The following is a 974-nucleotide window of genomic DNA, read 5'->3' as shown; positions in this document are numbered from 1 at the left end:
TATCGGCTTTGGTTTGTATTGTAAAAGACCTTCATGATATAGGCACTCTGTACATAAGTGCTTATATTTCTTGTTTTTGCGTAACCTCTCTTCGCCTTATTTGTCTCTGCCCTTGTTCATCTCATAGATGTATTTTTCTTTTGCTTCCGTAAAAGATTTTAAGTTATCATTGCACACTTTATACGCCTCCTTTAGTTGCTCTTTATTTGGAGCGTTAGGGAGGTCGTATTTTATAAATACCTCAAGCATAGGTTCGTAGTTTTCGTAGTTGCCTAGATATGCCCAGCCGCTTAGCTTTAACGGTCTATTTTTCTCTTCGTCTTTTATGCCTTCTAGCCCGATACCCATTTTAAACTCTTTGGGTTTATACCCCGTGCTTAGCATTAGCTCTGCCATTTGGGTTAGATTTCTATTTACTACGTAGAAAAATGGATCCGATTTATACCTGGTGCTAGACTCTACGCATTGGGGATCGTTTAAGTCCGTTTCAAACTCTCCTTGCTCGTATTTGTATCGTATTGTTATATTAACATCGCCGTTTATTATTATGGATTCAAATCTGGAAGAATCATAGTATCTGTTTGTATAAATATGCGGCGATAAATACTCCACCTCTTCAAATTTAACCCCTTTTCCTAGTAGTATTTTGGCGGTATCAAGGGAGTTTAACATAATGGCGTAAGCCATAGGAGATAAGTCGAATCTATCTTTAGCTCTTATGTCGGCTCCTAAATTTATCAAAGCCTTAAAGGTACTTACGTCGTTTCTAAAAGAGCTATACATCAAGGGGGTTCTTTTATCTCTCATCTCTACGTCTACGCTTAGGTTGTTATCTTTTATAAATTTAACTACGAAATCGGTATCTTTTCTATCAAGAGCGGCTCTTAAAGGTACTAGCGTAGCGTTTTTCTCCTCGTCGCAAACGATATCTGCGCACCTAAAACCAAAATCGTCTATCTCCTCTTGCGTTACGT

Annotated in this window: 1 protein-coding gene; it reads right to left on the bottom strand. The window is 38.1% G+C overall.

What is annotated here, in order from left to right:
- Positions 1-96 precede the first annotated feature (96 nt).
- Positions 97-974 (bottom strand): ankyrin repeat domain-containing protein (locus tag H740_RS05370; RefSeq protein ID WP_002952185.1); only part of this gene is annotated, 878 nt, incomplete at its 5' end.

Origin of the sequence: Campylobacter showae CC57C, from assembly GCF_000344295.2 — a bacterium.
GTDB classification, from domain to species: Bacteria; Campylobacterota; Campylobacteria; order Campylobacterales; family Campylobacteraceae; genus Campylobacter_A; species Campylobacter_A showae_B.
The sequence above is the reverse complement of the archived record's forward strand: the minus strand, read 5'-3'. Positions and strand labels throughout refer to the sequence as shown.